The sequence below is a fragment of the Verrucomicrobiota bacterium genome, from assembly GCA_016871535.1.
GTDB lineage: Bacteria > Verrucomicrobiota > Verrucomicrobiia > Limisphaerales > SIBE01 > VHCZ01.
Genome location: VHCZ01000008.1, coordinates 25,010 through 41,193, shown reverse-complemented (window position 1 = coordinate 41,193; position 16,184 = coordinate 25,010). Strand labels below are relative to the sequence as shown.

The 16,184-nt window shown below is 60.6% G+C and carries 13 protein-coding genes; 9 read left to right on the top strand and 4 right to left on the bottom strand.

Annotated elements, in window-relative coordinates; all coding sequences use genetic code 11:
- Window positions 1-153: 153 nt before the first annotated feature.
- Complete coding sequence (locus FJ398_02360; GenBank protein ID MBM3836801.1) at window positions 154-1,548, top strand: dicarboxylate/amino acid:cation symporter; 1,395 nt, start codon at window positions 154-156, stop codon at window positions 1,546-1,548.
- Between the two features lie 14 nt (window positions 1,549-1,562).
- Here FJ398_02360 and FJ398_02355 read toward each other — a convergent pair whose 3' ends face one another.
- Window positions 1,563-1,829, bottom strand: coding sequence for a hypothetical protein (locus FJ398_02355; GenBank protein ID MBM3836800.1), 267 nt, complete (start codon window positions 1,827-1,829; stop codon window positions 1,563-1,565).
- 56 nt (window positions 1,830-1,885) lie between these two features.
- Here FJ398_02355 and FJ398_02350 point away from each other — a divergent pair, with 56 nt between their 5' ends.
- From FJ398_02350 to FJ398_02340, 3 genes are all read left to right on the top strand, one after another.
- Entirely contained in the window at window positions 1,886-2,767 is an 882-nt protein-coding gene (locus tag FJ398_02350; protein ID MBM3836799.1) for a hypothetical protein, read from the top strand.
- A gap of 421 nt (window positions 2,768-3,188) precedes the next feature.
- Window positions 3,189-3,998: a sel1 repeat family protein gene (locus FJ398_02345; protein MBM3836798.1), complete on the top strand. Its 810-nt coding sequence runs from the start codon at window positions 3,189-3,191 to the stop codon at window positions 3,996-3,998.
- Between the two features lie 9 nt (window positions 3,999-4,007).
- Entirely contained in the window at window positions 4,008-4,520 is a 513-nt protein-coding gene (locus FJ398_02340) for a hypothetical protein (GenBank protein MBM3836797.1), read from the top strand.
- Here FJ398_02340 and FJ398_02335 read toward each other — a convergent pair.
- Together FJ398_02335 and FJ398_02330 are read right to left on the bottom strand one after the other, a co-directional pair.
- Window positions 4,467-5,720 carry a hypothetical protein gene (locus tag FJ398_02335; GenBank protein ID MBM3836796.1) on the bottom strand — a complete coding sequence of 418 codons (1,254 nt, stop codon included), beginning with the start codon at window positions 5,718-5,720 and terminating at the stop codon, window positions 4,467-4,469. The two genes, FJ398_02340 and FJ398_02335, sit on opposite strands and share 54 nt — an antisense overlap.
- A gap of 30 nt (window positions 5,721-5,750) precedes the next feature.
- Window positions 5,751-7,064, bottom strand: coding sequence for a dicarboxylate/amino acid:cation symporter (locus FJ398_02330; GenBank protein ID MBM3836795.1), 1,314 nt, complete (start codon window positions 7,062-7,064; stop codon window positions 5,751-5,753).
- A 329-nt stretch (window positions 7,065-7,393) separates the two neighbouring features.
- On the opposite strand from FJ398_02330, the gene FJ398_02325 reads away from it, so the two are divergent.
- The 4 genes from FJ398_02325 (at window position 7,394) to FJ398_02310 (ending at window position 13,054) form a co-directional block, all read left to right on the top strand.
- Entirely contained in the window at window positions 7,394-8,974 is a 1,581-nt protein-coding gene (locus FJ398_02325) for a phosphoglycerate dehydrogenase (GenBank protein MBM3836794.1), read from the top strand.
- Window positions 8,975-8,985: 11 nt separating this feature from the next.
- On the top strand, window positions 8,986-10,308 hold the full coding sequence (locus FJ398_02320) for a hypothetical protein (GenBank protein MBM3836793.1): 1,323 nt from the start codon (window positions 8,986-8,988) through the stop codon (window positions 10,306-10,308).
- A 125-nt stretch (window positions 10,309-10,433) separates the two neighbouring features.
- Window positions 10,434-11,879, top strand: a complete 1,446-nt coding sequence (locus FJ398_02315) for a DUF1501 domain-containing protein (GenBank protein MBM3836792.1) — start codon at window positions 10,434-10,436, stop codon at window positions 11,877-11,879.
- Window positions 11,880-12,019: 140 nt separating this feature from the next.
- Complete coding sequence (locus FJ398_02310) at window positions 12,020-13,054, top strand: terpene cyclase/mutase family protein (GenBank protein MBM3836791.1); 1,035 nt, start codon at window positions 12,020-12,022, stop codon at window positions 13,052-13,054.
- A gap of 117 nt (window positions 13,055-13,171) precedes the next feature.
- Here FJ398_02310 and FJ398_02305 read toward each other — a convergent pair whose 3' ends face one another.
- Entirely contained in the window at window positions 13,172-13,672 is a 501-nt protein-coding gene (locus FJ398_02305; protein MBM3836790.1) for a hypothetical protein, read from the bottom strand.
- Window positions 13,673-14,086: 414 nt separating this feature from the next.
- Here FJ398_02305 and FJ398_02300 point away from each other — a divergent pair, with 414 nt between their 5' ends.
- On the top strand, window positions 14,087-16,177 hold the full coding sequence (locus FJ398_02300; protein ID MBM3836789.1) for an elongation factor G: 2,091 nt from the start codon (window positions 14,087-14,089) through the stop codon (window positions 16,175-16,177).
- The last annotated feature ends 7 nt before the right edge of the window (window positions 16,178-16,184 follow it).

The following is a 16,184-nucleotide window of genomic DNA, read 5'->3' as shown; positions in this document are numbered from 1 at the left end:
CCCTGAGGCCGCCCCTTGAAATCGCTCGCTTCCAAGTCGAGGCGGAGCCGTAGCTCCGCCCTGCCGGGAGGCGGCGGACAGATGCGCTGGCGCGGCGATGCCGCGCGCCAGGGCAGAATTGACGCGCCGGATATTGCGCCAGTAGTCTGCGGCATGCTCGAAAGAGAACCCAGCGCGCCAGGGCCCGCCGCCGAATCTTCACCAGAGCCAGAAGTCGCTTTGGGAGTCTCCAGTCGCTCTCGGCACACGCCTATTCTGTTCGGGCTTTTTGCCGGGGTCACTCTCGGCCTGGCCGCGAATCTCGTCCTCGGCGGCAGCCATCCCGGCGTCGTGTGGTGCATCGCTTCAATTACGGAGCCGGTTGGCCAACTTTTCCTGCGGCTGCTGCTCATGACCGTCATTCCGCTCGTGTTCTCGTCGCTGGTCGTCGGCATTGCTCAAATCGGTGACGTGCGCAAACTGGGCCGAATCGGCGTCAAATCGTTCGCTTACTGTTTCGTCCTTTCGGCGATCTCCGTCGCGATCGGTCTGGCTCTGGCGAATTCCGTGCAACCGGGCAAACGAGTGAGCCCGGCGACGGCGGCCGAACTGCAAAGCCGTTATGGCGGCGATGCATCGCAGCAGGTTTCGGCTGCGAAGAAAACAGGCCCTGGCGAGTCCGCGGTTCTGCAAATCGTGAAGACATTTGTCCCGGCCAATCCAATTGCCGCCGTGGCGAGCGACCCGCCCAACATGCTCCACTTGATGTTTTTTTCGCTAGCGATCGGTGTTGCCCTCACCCTGATCCCCACGGCCACATCCGCGCCGCTCGTGCGCGCGCTCGAAGCGCTCTTCGCGATCTCGTCAAAGCTGATCGATCTCATCATGCGGATCGCGCCGTTCGCGGTCGCCTGCCTGCTCTTCACGAACACGGCTCGATTCGGCCTGGAACTTCTCTACGCGCTGGGCTGGTTTGTGGCGACAGTGCTCGTGGGCCTGGCGCTGCACATGTTTGGCACGTACTCGCTGGCCGTTCGGTTCCTTTCCCGAATTTCGCCCCTCGAGTTCTTCCGGCGCATCAAGGTGGTCATGTTGACGGCCTTCTCCACTTCGTCTTCCAATGCGACGCTTCCAACCGCCTTGCGTGTGGCGGAGGAGAATCTGGGTGTGCCCCGCGAAATCAACAGCTTCGTGCTGACCATCGGCGCGACGGCGAATCAGAACGGCACGGCGCTTTACGAAGGGATCACGGTGCTCTTTCTCGCGCAACTGGCCGGGGTCGAGCTCTCGCTGGGCCAACAAATCATGGTCGCGTACCTGGCAATTTTGGGAAGCATCGGAACGGCGGGTGTGCCCTCGGGATCCATCCCGTTCATCGTTCTGGTCCTCGCCACGATCAACGTCAACCCGGCGCTGATCGCCGTCATCCTCGGCGTGGACCGCATCCTCGACATGTGCCGCACGACACTCAACGTCGCCGGCGACCTCACCGCCGCCACCTTTGTCGCGCGCTCCGAAGGGCACGAGTTGCTCCGGCGGCCTCAAGCCGCCGCTCGACCTCAAGTGTAATTGCGCCGCCATTCTCACTTTGGACCGGTGGCTCTGAACGGCCCGCATGTAGTCCCGCCTTTAGGCGCCTTTAGGCGGCCCGGCGGGAGAAAACCGACTAACGTCGGGACTACATACCGCCAAATGAGACTTCCTCGAACCAGTGCGCGCATTACGCCCATGAACCGGGTAGGGCGAGTCCGTCCCGGCGAGCCGCTCGACGTGACTGGAACACGTCTGACTCGGCTCGCTGGGGACAGGCTCGCCCTACCGTCCGGTTCATGGGAAGAAACGCAGATCATCTTGGCTTCGTCCTTGAGTTTTCTTTCCCTTTAGGCTTTCCTGTTCTGTGAACCGCATGGCTCCTTCTGCTACCAGCGATTCGACCCGGCCTTTGTCGGAGAGCCAGAAGACAGCGTTGGTGAAATTGCTCGCGGACGACGACCCGGCTGTCTATCAAGCTATCCGAAGCAAGATTCTGTCTTTCGGCGAATCGGCCAACGACTGGCTGCGGCCGCACACGTTGAGCAGCGATCCCCTGCTGCGGCGCCGCGTGCAGGAGATCGTTCATTACCTCAAGAGCCAGGTCACCGACAACCGCTTCCTGTCCTTTTGCGTGACACAAGGCGAAGACCTGGATTTGGAAGAAGGCGCGTGGCTCCTGGCCCAGACCCAATACCCGGAAATCAACACCGCCGCCTACGCGGCCTTGTTTGACAGTTACGTCAGCGACCTGAGGGAGCGGATTGATTTTGGCGCGGAGCCGGATGCGATTCTGGCCACGATCAACCGGTTCTTGTTCTCCGAGTTGGAATATTGCGGCAATGAAGAGAATTATTACGACCCGGATAACAGCTATCTGAACCGCGTGGTGGATCGCCGCACGGGCAATCCGATCAGCCTCTGTCTCGTTTACCTGTTTGTCACGCGGCGGCTTCGCTTGCCCGTCGTGGGCATCGGCATGCCGGGACACTTCCTCGTGCGCTATCAATCCACTTCCACAGGCGAGCTGTACATCGATGCGTTCAACCGGGGCAAACTGCTCACTAAAGCCGATTGCATCAAGTATCTCCTGCACACAAGCTACGGATTCCAGGAGGCTTATCTGGCGCCAGTGAGTCCCCGGCGCATTCTGGTTCGCGTTTGCTCCAACTTGCACCAGATCTACTCCCAGCTTTCGCTCACGGACGAAGCCGCGCGCATTCACCGCTACATCGTCGCGCTGTCCAGGCAAAGCTGAACGACGCTGGCCAATTCGAACTCGTCCGAGCCGTTTGATTGTAGGGTGTGGTCCTGTCCCCGCGCGGAAAGGAATTCTCACTTCACTTTGACATTAACCAAAGACTTGAGCCATCGGCGCGAGTGGTTAGTGTCGTCCCGTGCGACCGGCCAAATCACAAGTTGCCTCGTGGACTGCGAGATCGTCTGTCTTTTATGCCTTGGTGCTCGGCCCGTTCGTCCTGTCGAGTTGCGATAAGCGGCCCCACACGACTCCGGTCGCTCTTTCGAGCGCTAACTCCGGTCGGCAAACGAGCACCAACGACGCTCCCTCCGAAGTTGGCAGTTTCGGCCGGTCGCTGCAAAGCACTTCGCCGCCATCGCCGCCACTTCGACAGACGAACCCGCCGCCCAGCGAAACCGCGCTGAATTCCGCGGAATCGATGAGGCTGTACAACGAAGGCGTCCGCCATTTCCAGGGCGATGGCGTTCCCAGGAATGCCGCGGACGCCGCAAAATTTTTCCGGCAGGCCGCCGATCTCGGCAATCCGGGCGCGAAACACAATCTCGGCGTGATGTACCTGACTGGAAACGGTGTGACCAACGACGCCGTTCAAGCGGCCCATTGGCTGGCCCAGGCCGCCGAGCAAGGATTGGCCGAAGCTCAATTCAAGTTGGCGAGCCTTTGCGCCGCAGGCCTCGGAGTGACTCAGGACATGAAGTCGGCGGCCCAATGGGCGCGCAAAGCGGCGGAGCAAGGGCATTCCGACGCCGCCTACAACCTGGCGGCACTCTACGCGAGCGGCAACGGCGTTGAACAAGATTTCGCGCAAGCGGCGCACTGGTATCGCCAAGCCGCCGACAAGGGGAACATCTCCGCCCAATCGAATCTGGGTGTGCTGTATGCCCGAGGCCAGGGCGTGCCTCAAGACGCGAAGGAAGCTATCGCCTGGTTCCGCAAAGCGGCGGAGCAAGGCCATCCCTTCGCGCAATACAATCTCGCCCGCTCGCATGTCGAGGGCAAAGCCGTGGCGAAAGACCTGGTGGAAGCTTACAAATGGTTGATCCTCGCCAGCGATCAGGGAGACCGGGACGCGCGAAAGGATCGGATTGAGTTGGGACTCCAGATCACGGCCAGCGACATCGCGGAAGCGATTCGCCGTGCTCACGCTTTCTCCGCCCGGCTGAAGGCCAGCTTGACGAATAGTCCCGCGAGCACTCCAACCAGTCTGAGCGCCACAGCCCGGCCTTGAATCAATCGGTTGCATGAGCCCCATCGAAATCTGCCGGCAGGCCCTGGAGAGAGACGCCGCCGCGTTCTGCGCGAGCTCGTCTCGACGAATCCTGATCTGGTCCACGCCCGCGGCGGCGACGGCCAGACGCCGCTGCACTTCGCCAGCACCGTTGAGATTGCCGAGTTTCTGCTGGATCGCGGCGCGGACATCGATGCTCTGGATGTCGATCACGAATCCACACCTGCGCAATACATGATTCGGGATCGGCAAGACGTCGTGCGTTGCCTGGTTCGCCGGGGCTGCAAAACAGATATCTTTATGGCCTCGGCGCTCGGCGATGCCGATCTGGTTCGCAAACACCTCGACGTGGACCCTGATTGCGTTCAGATGCGCGTGAGTGGCGAATCCTTTCCCATGATCAACCGGAGATCCGGTGGGACCATTTACCAATGGACGTTGGGTGGCGCGGAATTGCACAGTCACGCCTTATGGATCGGGGGCGAACTCGGGTTTGAGGCGAACGAACATTCTCATCCATGAGCGGTAGATGCTTTGCGAAATGCCGAGCTTCCCCGCGCGTTCCAATCCATCCAATTGCTCCGGGGTGTCGCCGTCATAATGGCCGATCCACCCGCAAGCGATCTCGCGGGACGCGCGCAGGAATTTCTCCAGTTGGTCCACGTCGCACTGAAGCGGGAAGGTTTCCTCGATCACGACCGGTTTGCCCGCGCTGCAGATGCGGAGCGATTCCATCGCCTCGTCCGGAAGGTCGCGGTTCGGATAAATGTGCACGCTGATGAAATCCAGTTGCGAAGCGGTTCTTTCAGGCACGAAACCGGACAGATGCTTCCACTGCCGCGACCACGGGAGAAGTCCGACCGTGATCAAGGCCTGCCGGTCGTGTTTGCGAATCGCCGCGGTCATGCGTTCGATCCATTGACTCGCGATGTGTTCACGCGTGCGGCCGCCGGGATCCAGCGCGATGTATTGCAGGAAGTCGTAACCGCCGAACAAGCTGCCCGATCGCCATTTTCCCGGCTCGCGGCGTTGGCCGGGTGAAATCGGTTCGTTGATCAAATCGTAGCAAAACACCGCCGGGCTCGACGCCCCAATCTCGGCGGCCGCCTCCCAGAATTTCGCCTGCGCCGCCCAACGCGCCGTCTCTTCGAGCGCGTCGAACCACGCCGGCACATCGCTCGGCCGGTAACACGCCAACCCGGTAACATCGAGATAAATTCCCGTGCTTTCCGCGAGCCGCAGCAGCCGGCGGAATTGCGTCAAGGCATGGACATCTGGACGGTCCGCTGCCTTCATGAACTTTCCGAACTGAAGGTGGACGCGCACGACATTTGCGCCGAGCGCCTTCAGCTCGCGGAAATCTCCAGCCAGCGTGTCCCAGTCGCGATCCCAGAAATCTTCCATCAAACGGCCCGCGTTGCCGTAGTTCATGCCCCAGGGATGAAAGGCTCGGCGTGACTTTGCGAGCATGAAACCCCGCGCATCCGGCGCAACGGCGACGCGGTCCAGGGTAGGGCGAGTCCGTCCCGGCGAGCCGCTGCCCGTGCGTGGAACACGTCCGGACCGGCTCGCTGGGGACAGGCTCGCCCTACCGTCAGGTTCCTGGGAAGTCTGCTTGCTCGGCGATCTGGTTCCTTCCGTGCGCGGCGCAGTCTGGCAACTCAAGAAGAGGCTGAGGCCGATCAGGCAAACCGGAACGAGAAGGCCTTTCACGAATTTCATTTGCCTCGCCTTGGCGCGAACAGCTCGCCGCTACGAATGAGGCTGAGCATCTGGGTGCGATTCAGCCAAGTTCTTGTTCAAGGTTTCCACCGACACTTCCCGCTCCCACCGGCTGATAGCGACCGTCGCGACGCCATTGCCGATCAGGTTCACCAGCGCGCGGCATTCGCTCATGAATCGGTCGATGCCGACGAGGATCGCCAGCGAAGCGATCGGCACCGTAGGGATCACCGCGAGCGTCGCCGCGAGCGCGATGAACCCCGCGCCGGTCACACCGCTCGCGCCTTTGGAAGAAATCATCGCCACGAACAGCAAGGTGAGCTGCTGCCCCAGCGTGAGCGGCGTGTTGGTGGCTTGCGCCAGAAAGACTGCCGCCATCGTCATGTAGATGCTCGTGCCGTCCGGGTTGAAGCTGTAGCCCGTTGGAATCACCAGTCCCACGGTCGATTCCGCGCAACCGAGACGCCGCATTTTTTGAAGCATCCCTGGCAAGGCGGTTTCCGAAGAACTGGTGCCGAGCACGAGCATCAGTTCCTCGGTGATGTAAGCCAGAAAACGCAAAATCGAGAATCCGCTCGCGGCGGCGATCGCTCCGAGGACGATGAAAACAAAGAGCGCCGCCGTCGCGTAAAAACAGACCATCAACATCACCAGCCGATTCAAGGCGCCCAGTCCGTAGCTGCCAATCGTGAACGCCATCGCCCCGAGCGCGCCGAGCGGAGCTACCGCCACGACGATGCGCATGATTCCGAAAAGGATTTGCGACGCATACTCGAGGGCGTGCAACACGGGCTTGCCGCGCTCGCCCATGAAGGTGATCGCGAACGCGGTCAGGCCCGAGACCAGCAGCGCCTGGAGCAGATCGCCCGTTACGAAAGCGTCGAACAGCGTGTTCGGAATGATATTGAGGAAAAAGGAAACCACCCCCATCGAGTGCGCCTTTTGCGCGTAGGCCCGGCCGATTTGCGGATCGAGAGTCGCGGGATCGATATTGAAGCCGACGCCCGGCTTGAGGACGTTCACCACCACCAGGCCGATCACCAGCGCCAACGTCGAGACGACCTCGAAATAAACCAGCGCTTTGATCCCGACGCGCCCCAGTTTTTTCAAATCGCTCATCGACGCCACGCCATGAACGACCGTGCAGAAGATGAGCGGCGTGATCAACATCTTGACCAGTTTGATGAATCCGTCCCCCAGCGGCTTCAACGATTTGCCGAACTCCGGGAACGCAAACCCGACCAGGATCCCGATGAGCACCGCGATCAGCACCTGGACATAAAGGATGCGGTACCAGGGCGTGAGGGCAGAGGGCGTGCTGGGAGGCGAGGGGCTCACGCGCAATTCGGTTGATCGTTCGGCTGCAAGGCCGCGATGCTAATGGCTCCTCCCGCGCCTTGCAATCAGCGAGGGCGTGGCGCATCTGGGCGCGTCTCATTTTGTAGGGCAGGCTTTCCAGCCTGCCGGTTTGGGGGACTTTCCAGTCCCCGGGGGGCGCAGCTCGCGAAACGGAGCTGGAAAGCTCCGTGAACCCGCAGGCTCGAAAGCCTGCGCTACTTCGCTCGCAAATGGCGACGCAAAACCGACACGCGCACATGCCGCCCGCTCTGCAATGCGATTTGACCCTGCCGGTCGCTTTTCTTACACTCCGCACCTCATTTGATATGAAGGTTCTGATTTGCGACCCGATTTCACCGAAAGGGATCGCGTATTTTCAGCAGCGTTCTGAGTTTGAAGTGAACGTGCTGCCGAAGCGGCTGCTCGAACCCGACTTGCTTTCGTGGGTCGCGGAGGTCGCCGCCATGGTCGTGCGTTCCGAGACCAAGATCACACGCACAGTGATGGAAGCGGCCCCGAAGCTCCGCGTCGTCGGGCGCGCCGGCGTGGGCGTCGATAACGTCGATGTCGAAGCGGCGACTCAGCGCGGGATCGTGGTCATGAACACGCCGGGCGGGAACACGATTTCGACGGCGGAACTGACGTTTTCCATGCTCATGGCGTTGGCGCGAAAGATTCCCCAGGCGCACGCCTCGATGAAGGCCGGCGAGTGGAATCGAAAAGCGTTCCAGGGCGTCGAACTGTGCAACAAGACGCTGGGCATTCTGGGCATGGGCCGCATCGGAAGCGAAGTCGCGCGCCGGGCCATGGCGTTCGGCATGCGGGTTCTCGCCTTCGACCCTTATCTGGCTTTGTCCCGCGCGAAAGCTTTGCAGGTGGAAATGGTCGAACTGGATGAGCTTTACGCCCGGTCGGATTTCATCACGGTTCACATGCCGATGTCCGATGAGACCAAAGGCATGATCGACGCCGCGGCGTTCGCGAAAATGAAGAAAGGCGTCCGCGTGCTGAATTGCGCGCGGGGCGGGATCATCAACGAGACGGACTTGGGCGCGGCAATTCAAAGCGGCCAGGTCGCAGGGGCGGCGCTGGACGTTTACGAAGCCGAGCCGCCTCCCAAGGATTTTCCGTTGCGCAACCTGGCTCAGGTGATCATGACGCCTCACCTCGGCGCGAGCACCGAGGAAGCGCAGGACAACGTTGGGATTGAAGTGGCGGAGGCGATCACGGATTTTCTGCTGAGCGGCGCCGTGCGCAACGCCGTGAATCTCCCCAATCTCGATGCCAAGACCTACGCGCAGGTGAGACCCTATTTGCACCTGGGCGAAAAGCTCGGACGCCTGCTCGCGCAACTGGCGCCGAAGCGGAACGACCGGCTCGTCGTCACGTACGGAGGCAAAGCCACGGCGTTGCCGGGCGACCCGATCACGCGCTCGGTCTTGAAAGGTTTCCTGGAATCGGCCGGAGGAAAGGACGTCAACCAGGTGAACGTGCGGACTCTGGCGCTGTCGCTCGGCCTGCTCGTGGAGGAAATCAAATCCAACGAGGAAACGGATTACAGCGAATGGCTGCACGTGGCGGCCTTTTCGGGGGACCAGAAGATTTCGGCGGGCGGAACATTTTACGGCTCGCACAGCCAGCCGCGCATCGTGCGGTTGAACAGCCAGCCGGTGGAAATCGTCCCTTCAGGTGTGCTGTTCCTGATGACGAACAAAGACCGGCCCGGTATTGTCGGATACATCGGCACGCTCATGGGCAAATATCAGGTCAACATCGCGAGCATGAGCCTGGGCCGTGAAAAAGTCGGCGGGCAAGCCCTGACGGTTTTGAACCTGGACAGCATTCCGCCGCAAGAGTTGCTGGAGGAAGTGCGGAGGGATGCCGATATCAGCAACGTGCGCGTGGTGAAACTTTGATCGCATCGAACATGACTCCTTTCCAAGAACACGGTAGGGCCGCGTTGCCGCGCAGCCGGTCTTCCGTCGATGCGGCGGCGCAGCAGCACCGCGATGGGTTCAAGGCCCGTGCGCGCGGGTGGGAGGCCGTGGAAGCTTCCCATGAACCCGGTAGGAACGGATTCCACTCCTTCCCTGACTTTACTCTGCGACCGGAAAGACCATTTCAGGGACGCGGTGAAACGCGTCCTTACCAGTTCATGGCCAGCGCGTACGGCTTGCTGGCCGTGGGAGCTTCCCAGAAATGTGCGACGGTCCTTTTGGCGGCACTCGTGCTGGCTGAAAGCTTCTCCTCCGTCCAGGCCGCGGATCCCGCCCCTCAGGCTCCCCCCAAACCTCTGTTCTCCGTTTCCGCCACCAACCTCTTTGCGGACCGGATTCTCGCCAAAGGAAAGGGCGTGGAAGTGCGGCAAAGCCAGGTGGACGATTTGTACGTGGCGTTCAAAGCGACCCAGGCGGCCGCCGGGAAGCTGGTTCCCGATGCGATGCGCAAGAAAATCGAGGCCGACATTCTGGACAAACTCGTCACGACGCAACTGGTGTTGAGCCGTGCCACAGAGGCAGACCGGACCAAAGCCAAAGGGCTCGTCGAAGAGCTCGTGGCCGCGCAGAAGAAGCAAGCGCCGTCGGAAGAGTCCTTCAACCGCCAACTCCTCGCTGTGGGAATGACCCCCGAACAATACCGCGCGCAAATGCTCGAACAGGCGATCGTGGAGTCCGTCATCGACCGCGAGATCCGGGCGAAGAAAGTGGTCACAGAATCCCAGGCGCGCGAGTTCTACGACAAGAGTCCGGAGTTGTTTCAAGAACCGGAACTGGCTCGCGTCAGCCACATTTTGTTTTCCACGCAGGACCCAAAGACCGGACAGGATTTGCCTGCGGACCAGAAACTGGATAAGCGCCGTCTCGCCGAGAAAATCCTGGATCGCGCCAAGAAAGGGGATGATTTCGCCACGCTGGTCAAGGAATTCTCCGAAGACACCCCCTCGAAGGACCGGGGCGGAGAATACACCATCGCCCGCGCGCGGGACGATCGCTCTCGCTCTGTCGTGCCTGAATTCGAAGCGGCGGCGTTTTCGCTGGCGCCCAATCAGACCAGCGACCTGGTCACGACGCGTTACGGTTACCACATCATCAAAGCGCTGGAACGGATTCCGACCCGGACGATGGAGTTTTCGCGCGTCGTGGAACGGATCAAGCAAGGATTGCTCAAACAGGAAGTCGAAAAAGACCTGCCGGCCTACGTCGAGAAGCTAAAGAAGGCCGCTGACGTGCAGGTTGTCGATGGAAAGTGAGCGCTGCCTCGCGCCCCGCTTCGCGGCGCCGGGAACGCGACCTTCAGAGCTTTAGCCTGCTCCGACGTCAGCAGGCTTGGAAAATGCCGGCGAATTCTGGCGCGTCCGAATAGACTTGGTCGATTATGCAAAGAACGCCTCCATTCCTTCACGCCGGCCTGTCGCGCCGGCAAATGCTCCAGGTCTCAAGCCTGGGGTTCGGCGCGCTGGCGTTGAGATTCCTTCTACACGCGCAAGCCTCATCGGTTTCGCCAGCCCACGGCCCGGACCCGCGGCGTTTGCGCCCGCATTTCCCGGCCAGGGCCAACGCGGTCATCCTGCTGATGCAGAACGGCGGGCCCAGCCAGATGGATTTGTTCGATCCGAAACCGGACCTGAAACAGCACGACGGCAAGGTCCACAGCGTCAAAGTCGAAATGTTCCAGAAAGGGAGCGAGGCGAACAAATTGATGGGGACACCGTTCGCTTTCCACCGCCAAGGCCAGTGCGGGATGGAGCTTTCCGAAGTGATTCCTCACATTGGCGCGCTGGCGGATGACATCACGCTGGTGCGCTCGATGCACACCGAACACAACAATCACACCGAAGCGCTCGTGATGTTCAACACGGGCAAGATCTTTCCCGGACGGCCCGCGCTCGGCTCCTGGATCAGCTATGCGCTCGGCACCGAGAACCAGAATCTGCCAGCCTATATCGTCCTGCGGGATCCCGATGGCTACAACACGAGCGGCACGCTGCTCTGGCAAAACGGCTGGCTGCCCGCCCGGTATCGCGGCACCGAAGTCAGCACCAAAGGCGCGCCCGTCCTGAATTTGCACCCCGCGGTTCCGGTTCCTTCAGAAGTGCAGCGCGACAAGCTCGACCTGCTCGCGAAGCTGAATCAAGCGCACCGCGCACAATACTCCTACGAATCCGAACTCGAAGCGCGCATCCAGAATTACGAACTCGCCGCCCGCATGCAGTTGGCGGCGGAAGGAACGTTGGATCTGGCCCGCGAGTCCGAGGCCACCCGGAAGTTTTACGGCATCGATAACCCAGTGACGGCAGGCTACGGATTGCGTTGTCTGATGGCGCGGCGGCTGGTCGAAGCCGGCGTCCGGTTCGTTCAGATTTTCCCGCCGGTAAAACCGCAGTTCCAGCCGTGGGACAGCCACAAGAACGTCAAAACAGAACTCGAGGAAATCTGCCGCATGACCGATCTGCCGTCGGCGGCGCTGATCCAGGATCTCAAAGCGCGCGGATTGCTCGACTCGACCATTGTGATCTGGGCCGGTGAATTCGGGCGTTTGCCCGTCTCGCAAAATGGAACGGGCCGCGACCACAATCGCAATGCGTTCAGCCTTTTCCTGGCGGGCGGCGGATTCAAAGCGGGCCAGGTTCACGGCGCGACCGACGAGGTGGGTTACCGGGCGGTCGAGGAGCGGGTGAGCGTGCCGGACCTCCACGCCACGATCCTTCACCAGCTCGGCCTCGACCACGACAAACTGGCTTATCCGCACCATGGCCGCGAAGAAACGCTCACGGACTCGCCCGTGAGCCGCGCGCGCGTGGTGAGCGAGATTCTGGCGTGAACCCGTTGATCGACATACGGCTGGTTCAAGCAGGAGCCCGGGCAGCTTGCCCGCGTGTTGCTGAAGGTTTCGAGAAGAGCGCGGGCAGGCTGCCCGCGCTCCTTTCGCGAGATTCGATCAGCCGTGACTGAACACTTCCTATGAAACCCATTCTCTCGACCTGCGGCTTTGAACCTGATCTCCGGCGGATATTCTTGGCCTTCGCGCTCCTGGCTGGCGTGCCGGCCTCGCGGGCCGGGGATTCGGCCGCTGAACAGCCGCAGATTGGCAAGGCTGTCGAAGCCGGTTTGCGGACTTTGGAGAAAAGCGCCGCCATTTACTCGGAAAAGCGCGCCTGTTTTTCGTGCCACCATCAAACCCTCCCCATGCAAGCCATGGTGATCGCGCGCCAGCATGGATTCAAAATCGACGAGAATCTTTTCCGAGCGCAAGCCCGCTTTACGCATGAGTCTTTCCGCTCCCGCGCCGGCGATCTCAGGGACGGGACCGGCATCGGCGGCAAATCCATGACCGTCGGTTACGGTCTCTGGGCGTTGCACCTGGCGAATTGGGACCGCGACGACACGACCGCGGCCATGATCGCGTATCTCCTGAAAACGCAAGCGGAGGATGGCCGCTTCTGGAGCAACACCGTCCGCCCGCCTTTGGAGGACTCGGCCTTCACCGCCACGACAATTGTGGCTTATTACATGCAAAGATTCCTTTCGACGAGCGACGCCTCCGCCGCAGAAGGAGCCGTTGCCAAAGCCAAGCGGTGGCTTGTCGAAAACCGCCCCAAGACTCAGGAAGATCGGAATTCGCGGTTCTGGGGCTTGCACTTGCTGGGTGCAGACCGCGAGCAGATCGAAACGGCGCGCGTCGCGGTGCAAGAAGGCCAGCAGCCCGACGGCGGGTGGGCGCAGCTCGCCGAGATGAAGAGCGACGCCTACGCCACAGGACAGACCTTGTTCGTGTTGCGCGAAACGGGAATGCCGGTCGATCACTCCGTCTATCAGCGCGGCGTTCGGTTCCTGCTCGATACGCAATTGGAGGACGGCACGTGGCACGTGAAGACACGATCCAAACCGGTGCAAACGTTCTTCGACGCCGGTTTCCCGCACGACAGGGACCAGTTCATCTCCGTCTGCGCTACAAGCTGGGCCGTGGCGGCGCTCGCCGCGGCGCATGCCCGCTAGTAGAAAACGCCGTTTGCTGTAGCAGCCCAGGTAACGAGGCTCTGATTTCCTCAACAATCAGGAGGAAATGAGCCTCCTCATGTCGGCTGCCACAATCTTTCAAACACACTCTGAGAGTTATGGGAAGGGCAAGCCCACGTCGTTGTCGAGGATGGTCACGGCGGCGCTGCCGACTCCGCCAATCGCGTAGCCGGGATCGCTTTGCAGCGTCAGAATGACGGTTTCCGGAGGCTCCACCGCGGTGTCGTCAATGGGGATCACGCGGATGCGAACGGAACGGGCGCCGGCCGGAATCGTCGCCGAGCCCGGCAAAGCCGGATAATCCGTTCCATTCGCCGCCGTGGCGGCGCATGTTCCAGAGGGACCCATCCTGAAAACGGAAATCGTTCGGCTCAGCCGGACTGCTTCCATGACGTCGAATGTTTTCCACGGCAGGACGAGTCCATCCCGGCGAGCCGTGTCCGACGTATTGGGAACACCGGACCACCTTGGAGGCGGCTCGCTGGGACAGGTTCGTCCTACCGAAGTCAAACTGTGATTGCTGGGACCTCGTTCTTCGTTCTTGCGGAAGAAAGTGTCTCCATCGTACATTTCGCCCGACCCCCAGGTCATGACCATCGCATCACCATACGCGACGACATTCGCCTCGGCAGAATCGGAAGCGAGCGATACCGCCCCCCACTTAACCCTCTCCTCTCGCAGGCGAGGGGAGAGGGTACGGCAAGCCGTCTCGCAGACTCCCACTCGTAATCCTAATCTTCATCTTAGAGCCTGTCTGAAAATCGTCTTCTGGGTGGAACAGGCCACCGGCCTGTTGCGGCGGGCTACCAGCCCGCCGGGCCTTTTGGCGGCAGGTTGCCGCCAAACACGGGCTGGTAGCCCGTTCCACCCATTTTTCAGACAGGCTCTTAATCCTGCCTCCCAGTTAGAGACTACGAGTCAGATCAGGATCAGGATTACGAGTCAGATCAGGAGCGGAACAGCGCCGCGTTGGAAAAACCGGTTAGTTCAAGGAGCCACACTTAACGACCTATGAAAGAGTACCCTTCTGCGGACATTCGCAATTTCGCCATCATCGGACACGCCACCGCGGGCAAGACCATGCTCAGCGAGTGCATGCTCGCCTGCGCGGGCGTGATCAACCGGCTCGGCAGCATCGCCAATGGCAGCACGGTCTCCGACTACCACGAGGACGAGCACAAACGGCAGATTTCCATCCATGCCTCGCTCCTGCATCTGGAGTGGCAGGGGAAGAAATTCAACTTCATCGACACGCCGGGCTACCTCGATTTCATCAGCGAAAGCCTGGGCGCGCTCCGGGTCGCGGACTTCGCCCTCGTGGTGATCCACGCCAATCACGGCGTGCTCGTGGGCACGGATCAAGTCTGGGAATCTGCCACCGCCAATGGCATCCCAAAAATGATCGTCATCAATGCGGTCGATAAAGAGAACGCCAATTTCGACATGGTGCTCGAACAAGCGCGAAAACGGTTTGGCGACCGCGTTTTTCCCATGACCCTTCCCGTCAATCCCGGCCCTGGCTTCAATCAGGTGCTCGACGTGATGCGCAACGAAATCATCACCTACCAGACCGACGGCAGCGGCAAATTCCAGGAGGCCCTCGCCACCGGCAAATGGGAGGAGCGCGTCAAGCAGCTCCACCAGGAACTCATCGAGCACATCGCGGAATCCGATGACGCGCTCCTGGAAAAATTTTTCGACCAGGGCGGATTGTCCGAAGACGAAATGCGTGCCGGGGTGCACACAGCCGTTCAGAAGCAGACGTTCATTCCCCTGTTCTGCACCGCCGCCGAAACGAATGTCGGCGTCGCGCGCCTCATGGATTTCATTGCCAAATACGGTTCTTCACCCGTGGACCGCAAAACGGTCAAGGGTCTCGACATCAATGACGCCGAGGTGGAGATTTCGCTGACGAATCCCGACCCGGTGGTGTATGTCTTCAAAACGATCAGCGAAGCGCAATTTGGCGAATTGTCTTATGTCCGGGCTTACTCCGGCACGGTGCGCTTCGGGATGGACCTGTACAACACCTCGCGCAAGGCGTCGGAGAAAATCGGCCAGATTTACATCCTGAACGGGAAGAATCGCGCCATGGTCAACAACTTGACCGCCGGCGATATCGGCGCCTTCATCAAATTGAAAAACACACACACCGGCGACACGTTGTGCGAGGCCAAGAAATTTGTTTCCCTGCCCAAGGTGACTTATCCGAAGCCGAACATCCATGCCGCGCTCAAGCTCAACTCCAAAGGCGACGAAGACAAGATCGCGCAGGGTTTGTCCGCGTTGCACGAGGAAGATCCGACGTTCATCTATCACGTCGATTCCGAGCTGCACCAGACCGTAATCTCGGCTCAGGGCGAGTTGCATCTTCAAGTGGTTTCGGACCGCCTGAAACGGCGCTACAAGGTCGATATTGAATTGGTGGCGCCGAAGATTCGGTTCCGTGAAACGATCAAGAACAAGGGCGAGTCCAAATACCGTCACAAGAAACAGACGGGCGGCGCCGGCCAGTTCGCGGAAGTCTGGATGCGCATTGAGCCGAAGCCGCGCAACACCGGCGTCGAATTCACTCAGACTCTCACGGGCCAGAACGTGGACCGCGCCTTCGTGCCCTCCGTAGAAAAGGGCGTCATGCGCGCCTGCACCGAGGGCATTCTGGCCGGATACCGGGTGGTGGACGTGAAGATTGATTTCTACGATGGCAAAATGCACCCGGTGGACTCCAAGGACGTGGCGTTCCAGACCGCCGGCTATTACGCGTTCAAGGAAGCGTTCGCCGCAGCCAAAGCGTGCCTTTTGGAACCCATCCACGTGATCGAGATCAAGATGCCCGAGGATTGCATGGGCAAGGTGATGGGCGATCTTTCCAGCCGCCGGGGAAAAATCTTGGGCATGGACGCGGTGGGAGCCTATCAGATTGTCAAGGCGCATGTGCCGGCGATGGAGCTTTATCATTACTCCACGACGTTGCGTTCGCTCACCGGCGGGCGCGCGTTTCACACCGAAGATTTCGATCATTACGAGGAGATGCCGCGCGAGCTGGAGCAAAAGATCATTGCCGAAAGCAAGAAGGGCAAGGAGGCGGCTCAGAATGAGTGACTTCCGG